At 40.5% G+C, this 6,706-nt stretch carries 5 protein-coding genes and 1 pseudogene; all 6 read right to left on the bottom strand.

Annotation, left to right across the window (positions count from 1 at the left end; genetic code table 11):
* Positions 1-456, bottom strand: a pseudogene (locus CV945_RS15770) (tryptophan-rich sensory protein); the annotation flags it as partial.
* A 99-nt stretch (positions 457-555) separates the two neighbouring features.
* On the bottom strand, positions 556-2,082 hold the full coding sequence (locus CV945_RS15775; RefSeq protein WP_232722252.1) for a glycoside hydrolase family 32 protein: 1,527 nt from the start codon (positions 2,080-2,082) through the stop codon (positions 556-558).
* Positions 2,066-2,893: a carbohydrate ABC transporter permease gene (locus tag CV945_RS15780; protein WP_100660140.1), complete on the bottom strand. Its 828-nt coding sequence runs from the start codon at positions 2,891-2,893 to the stop codon at positions 2,066-2,068. Before CV945_RS15780 ends, CV945_RS15775 begins: the two co-directional genes overlap by 17 nt.
* Positions 2,893-3,774, bottom strand: coding sequence for a carbohydrate ABC transporter permease (locus tag CV945_RS15785; RefSeq protein ID WP_100660137.1), 882 nt, complete (start codon positions 3,772-3,774; stop codon positions 2,893-2,895). The genes CV945_RS15780 and CV945_RS15785 overlap by 1 nt, the downstream gene beginning before the upstream one ends.
* Before the next feature lie 72 nt (positions 3,775-3,846).
* The gene (locus CV945_RS15790) at positions 3,847-5,166 is read right to left on the bottom strand and encodes an ABC transporter substrate-binding protein (RefSeq protein ID WP_369827773.1); all 1,320 of its coding nucleotides are present in this window, start codon (positions 5,164-5,166) and stop codon (positions 3,847-3,849) included.
* A gap of 374 nt (positions 5,167-5,540) precedes the next feature.
* A complete protein-coding gene (locus tag CV945_RS15795) occupies positions 5,541-6,518 on the bottom strand; it encodes a LacI family DNA-binding transcriptional regulator (RefSeq protein ID WP_100660138.1) in 978 nt (325 codons plus the stop codon).
* Between the last annotated feature and the right edge of the window lie 188 nt (positions 6,519-6,706).

Genomic DNA, 6,706 nt, shown 5'->3' on the forward strand with positions numbered 1-6,706 from the left:
CCTAGGTCTGTAAGATATCCACAAAACTGAAAAAGGATGTAAGGGATTTTGTCGAAAAATATTTTTTGGACACCCCTGAGAGGCCGAAAAGCCTTGATAGATCAACATTTCTAGAGGGAGAGCAAGCATAACAACAACAGATAAAACAAAATATTCATAATGCCATACAACAATCCATAACGCATTGAACATACAACTAATGACAAACGGAACGAATGCTTGACGGTAAATGGATAGATGACGCCGTGAAGAAGGAATTTGTCGCAAAATCCAAATGGCTAACAACGTATAAATAACACCCCAAATCGAAAATACATACCCTGCCGGTGTAAATACCACATTTACTTTTCGCGATATCTCCCCTGTCGTCTGTCCATTCAAAGGAAGCCACTCAGCTAAAACATTTACAAAAACCATAACGATATACGCTACGATATAACCGATCAATCTCCCCATCGCTATCCTCCAGCTCGCTTTTTCGCTATACTTTATATTATTCCTTTCATGTGAGGACAATCACCGTTCATGATAAAAAGAGGCAGAGAAAACCGCCTCTTACCGTTCATCCCAAATATCTTTCAATTTCCATGCATCGATAGAACAAACCGTAATATCCCCGCCTTCTGCAAATAGTTCGATACCTTGGCTCGTTTCAGAAGGATATATTCTTCCCGTCATGACAAGTCGACCGTCGTTGACAAATAGTTCGACAGATGAGCGATCGATAAAGAAATGAAACGTAATGACATCTCCTAACTGTCCATCTAGCACCGCTCGACGAATGCCGCCCTCTCCTTGGCCAGAACGGTTTCTGTCAAACGTCACCGTACGGTCTTTCACATCATAGCAGAAAACCGTTTCTTCGCTTCCGTCTTCCGCACAACGCACTTTCACACCAAATGCGTTCCCTTGAAAATCAGCTAACGAAAAGCGGACGAGCAACTCTAAACGGTCGCCTTTCACAGGTAACGTATATGTACCTTCTCGAATTGAAATCGATTCCATCTGCACGTGATCTTCCCGTAGTAACTGCAATTCCGGCACCGGCTTCATCAAAAGTTTCTCATCATCTGTCAATTCCAAAAGACGCGGAATGGTTAACGCTCCGGCCCACCCGTGTTCTTGCGTCGGCATAAACGACTCCCACATATCCATCCAGCCGAACAAAATTCGTCGTCCTCGTTCATCTTCAAACGTTTGCGCTGCGTAAAAATCAAATCCTTTATCAAGCTCTTCAAACGCTCCATGCACGAGTTTTCCTGTTTCATAATCAAGCGTTCCGACAACGTAGCCCATTTGATGGAGATTTTGAAAGCGATCGCCATCTGGTTCGATGCCTTGCGGAGAAAACAACAATACATCTTTTCCATTCAAATGAAAAACATCTGGGCACTCCCACATATATCCTAAGCTACCATCGCTCTGTGCAAGGATGTTGACATATTCCCACTGACGCAGATCTTTCGACTTGTATAAAACGACTTTTCCGTTATTCCCCTCTCTTGTACCGAGCACCATATACCAATCGTCGCCACGTTTCCACACTTTTGGATCGCGAATATGACCTTGGCAGTCAAACGGAGGCTCGGAAAGTACCGGATTGGCCGGGTCTTTTTCAAAATGAATGCCGTCTTTGCTTGTCGCTAAACATTGATATTGCTTCAATTCCGTTTGCTCCTCATTCAGCCAAACATTTCCGGTGTAAATAAGTGTGAGAACTCCATTATCATTCACCGCGCTTCCCGAAAAGCAGCCGCCTTCGTCGTACCATTCGCTCGGCGCAAGCGCAATCGGTACACGCTCCCAATGCACAAGGTCTTTACTTTTCACATGCCCCCAATGCATCGGCCCCCACTTTGGACTGTCAGGATGGAACTGGTAAAACACATGGTACTCCCCGTTCCATTGAATGAGTCCATTTGGGTCGTTCATCCAGTGAACCGGTGCCATAATATGGTATGCTAACCGATACGTGCTGTCCATTTTTTCTTTTGCTTGTTGTACTCGTCTTTCTGCTTCCTTTACCATTTCCTCATGTCTAGACAATGCAACCAACCTTTCTACATCATTTAATTGAACCATTCATAACCCCTTGAATAATGTATCTTTGGGTAAACAGGTAAACAATGATCACTGGAATGATCGTCACTACTAACCCAGCCATTAATAATCCGTAATCGACAGAATATGTCCCAAAAAAGTAGAACGTAGACAGTGGCAATGTCCGCTCTTCCGGCTTAATTAAAACAAGGGACGGTAATAAAAAGTCATTCCAAATCCAAAGAACATTTAAAATCACAATCGTCATGGTGGTCGGCTTCAACAGCGGAAACACAACTTGAAAAAAGATTTGCAAGCGTGATGCCCCATCAATCATCGCCGCCTCTTCTAATTCTAGTGGAATGCTCTTAATTAATCCATGATAAATAAAAACAGCTAACGATGCACCGAACCCGATATACATATAAATCAATGCCCACTTGCTATTTAAAAAGCCAATCGATCCATAAATTTGGACAAGCGGGATCATAATCGCTTGGAAAGGAATGATCATGGAAGCGACCATTAAGAAAAACAAAAACTTATTCAACTTACTTTGAATACGGACAAAAACATAAGCAGTCATCGCTGAAAAAATCGTAATCAACGCTACACTAAACACTGTAATGATCAACGAATTCATAAAGCTATTCGCAAAATTCATCTTTTCCATGGCACTTAAATAGTTCGCAAAATTGATCGATTTAGGTATGGACAATGGATTGGAAATGATCTCCGTTCGCTCCTTTAAAGAATTAAGCAACACTAATATGAATGGAAGAATATATAAACAGAAAAAAATAACTAAAACGATATATCGCACCATCTTCGTTAAGGCCTTCGATACGTTCATCATGCTTCAACCTCCCGCTTCTTGCTCACATACACTTGAATCAGTGTAACGATGGCTACAATGAGAAACAAAACAAACGCCTCTGCTTGTCCCGATCCGTACTTTTGTGATAAAAATGCTTTTTGATACACATACATCGACACGAGCTGTGTGCTCTTATACGGACCTCCATTCGTTAACGCAATATTTAAATCATACACCATAAACCCTCTTTGAAGAGATAAAAACACGCAAACAATAAACGATGGAACCATCAGCGGCAAAATAATCTTCCGCAACCGAACAAACGCGTTCGCACCGTCAATGCTTGCTGCTTCTAACAATTCTTTAGGGATATTCATTAATCCCGCTATATAAATGACCATCATGTAGCCAGAATATTGCCAAGTTGTCACAATGACAAGCGCCCAAAACGCTTTGTCCGGATCTGCCAACCACGAAGAGGAGAAAATGCCGATTTTAAAATGCTCGCCAATGTAAACAAGTACGTTCGAGAAAATGAACTGCCAAAGAAATCCGAGTATAATGCCTCCTATTAAGTTAGGTGTAAAGAAGCCCGCTCGAAATAAATTTTTTCCACGAATTTCTGTTGTCAACATATACGCCAAAAAAAACCCGACGACATTAATTAAAATAACCGTTAGTAGAACATATTTCATCGTTTTATACAGCGATGTCCAAAACGCAGTGTCATCTAGCACCGCTAAATAGTTCTTCATTCCGACAAACGAGTGACTTGTCGAAACTCCGTCCCAGTTAGTGAAGGTCAAATAAATTCCATATAAAAATGGTAGAATAACAACGGTAAAAAAAGCGAACAATGTGGGTCCTGAGAATAACAGCTGAATTTTCAATTTATCAAAAAATTTTTGACTGGACATTCATCGTCATCTCCTTGCTAAAAGTTGTGGAATAACGGCTAAACCCGTTATTCCACATAAACTAAAACTCTATTATTGTTGTGATTTCCAGTAACCTTCAATTTGCTTCAACAATTGTTTTCGATCGATTTTATTGTCTAAATATTGCTGCATGAACGCACCAACTTGAGACCAATGGTCAGGTGGAAGCGTAACCATCGATCGAAGCGTTTTATTATTGTTCATATACGCTTTAATCGATTTTGCTAATGGATCTTGCGGCTCTAATGTAATATTTTTGAACGCTGGGATGATGCTCGCCTTATTGACTAAAAAGTCTTGCCCTTTTTCATTATATACTAGCCACTCTAAAAACTTTTTCGCTGCTGCTTGTTGTTCAGGGGAGTTTTGCTCTTTGTCAATGATCAAGCGCTTCGTTACACCAACAGAGATTTGCGAGTTACCATAGTCATCTGGATTATCGCTAATTGGCACTGGCAAGAAACCGTAGTTGCCGTTTGTTGTATCAAACCCTTTAATTTGCGGCCATGCCCAGTTCCCCATAAACCAAAGACCGACTTTTCCTTTTCCTAATAACTCCGGTCCTTGCTCATACGTTCCTGACATCGGATCTTTCTTATTAATGTTATTTTCTTTTAATAAATCAAACGTATCTAATAGCCCGTTTAATTTTTCGTTTTTCGTCAAATCTTCTTTTCCTTCTTTAAGGTTTGTTAAAAACGCTTCCACTTCTTCAAACTTATTTGATTGTACGCTATAACCAATTGTTAAATAATGACCCCCTAACGACCAATCCATTGGAGATAACAAATTGGAAGCTACTCCTGTTTTTTGAATTTTTTTGATTAATTCTGCCAAGTCTTTTCTCGTTTTAATCGAAGCAGGGTCAAAGTTTCCGCCTACTGCTTTATCAAGAACGGCTTTGTTATAAATTAAACCATATCCTTCAACCGCAAACGGGAAGGCAAGAATCTTTCCATCTTCTGTCTTCGCATCATCTAAACTGCCATCAATAGCATCATTCACCCATTTTTCTTTTGATAAATCAAGCGCCTTATCGGCAAATTTTTTCACATCACCTGGATCCACCATTGCAATTGTCGGTGCATTTCCAGATGCATACATCGATGTTACCTTTTCAAATGGGGACTGGCCTGCAGCAGCTGGAATTACTTCTAATGTTATTCCAGGATTTTCTTTGCTAAATTCTTTTGCTGCTTCTTCAAGCTGTGCTTGAATTTCACCTTTCGAATTCAAAAGCGTAATTTTCACTTCTGAACTAGCGGTTTTCTTTTGTTCAGACTGTTGGCTTTCCTTCGCGGAATTCCCACATCCTGCCAACAGTAAGGATAAAGATAATACTGCGGCTGACATCATTTTTAGTTTGCTCAAATTAGTTCCCCCTCTTTTTAAAAATATTTGTACTTTTACCGTGATTATATTAAAGCGGTTTCAATATGTCAATCGTTTGACATAAAAAATGTTAAACGATTGATATATTGTAAGAAAAGCGCAAAGCGCCCGCCTATCGGCGAAGATCGCACAAGCCCCACCGAGGAGCGCTCGAACCAAGCACGGCTTGGTTCTGCGTGGGCAAAATCACTGAAGTTTCTCCATGTGTCGCCGCCGAAAGAAGGGGCGGATCGCATCACACCGATGGCGCTTGGAGCTAGACAGCTCCCCACCTAATTGTAACATTTTATACTTTCTTACCTTACAAAAAAGGTGTTGAAACGTTTATCACTTTCAACACCTTCCCTACATCATCACGTCGTCAACCGTTCGATCAACTCTACCGGAAACACATTCTCACGTTCAAACGGCTCTTCGTTTACTTGCTTCACAATCAATTCAACCGCACATTTCGCCATCTCTTCAATCGGTTGACGAATGGTCGTGAGTGGCGGAACAAATAACGAAGCAAGCTTAATATCATCGTATCCAACAATTTTAATATGTTCAGGAATCCGTCTATTCAAGAAATAACCGATTTGAATAAAATAGGCCGCCATGACATCACTACTCGCAAAAACACCATCGATATCGGGGTGTTTTTCTAACAAATTTCGAATCATCGCTTCGTATTGAGTGATGTCAAAAACATTCAGTTCCGTTTCAACAATCACCGATTCAATCCCATGTTCTTTACTTAATTCGATAAATGCTTGTGAGCGTTTATTGGCAAGCAATTGAAGCTGTAAATTCCCGCTTATATGAGCAATTTTTTTGCATCCTTTTTGAATGAGCAAATGGGTGGCCAACTTCCCCCCACCGTAGTTATCAGAGGAAACATAAGGAATTTCTTCACTAATGCGCCGATCAAATGTGACGATCGGATAATTTAAGTTCATATATTCTTCCACTTCTAGCGTATGGCTCCCCATAATAATGCCGTCTACCCGATTGCTTTTGAGCATCTCGATATACTCTTTTTCTTTTTTTCGATCGAGCAATGAATTGCAAATTAGCACTTTATATCCCATTAAATGGGCATAATATTCAATGAAACCCGATAATTCCCCGAAAAACGGATGAGATACAGTTGGAATAATGAGTCCTATTAACTTTGATTGTCGGCGATGCAAAGATCTAGCAATTTCATTTGGTTGATAGTTTAATTCTTCCATTGCCTGATATACTTTTTTGCGGGTTGCATCGCTAATATATCCACGATTATTCAATACACGAGATACGGTTGTTACGGTGACACCTGCTAATCGCGCCACATCCTTAATCGTAGGCATATTCAACCCCCTTGCTTTTATCGTAAGTTCACAAACAAAGAACACTTCTCTTCTGACACAATATAAGATTAAGAAAGAATCACACGCTATCAGGCGTGTTGATTATCCAATAAAATCCAAAGGGTATAGAAAAAAGAGCACCTTTCCTGTAGAATGTGAGTAGCGACACAAACAAACCCAGGAGGTGC

This window comes from Geobacillus sp. Manikaran-105 (assembly GCF_002809955.1).
Lineage (GTDB): Bacteria > Bacillota > Bacilli > Bacillales > Anoxybacillaceae > Geobacillus > Geobacillus thermophilus.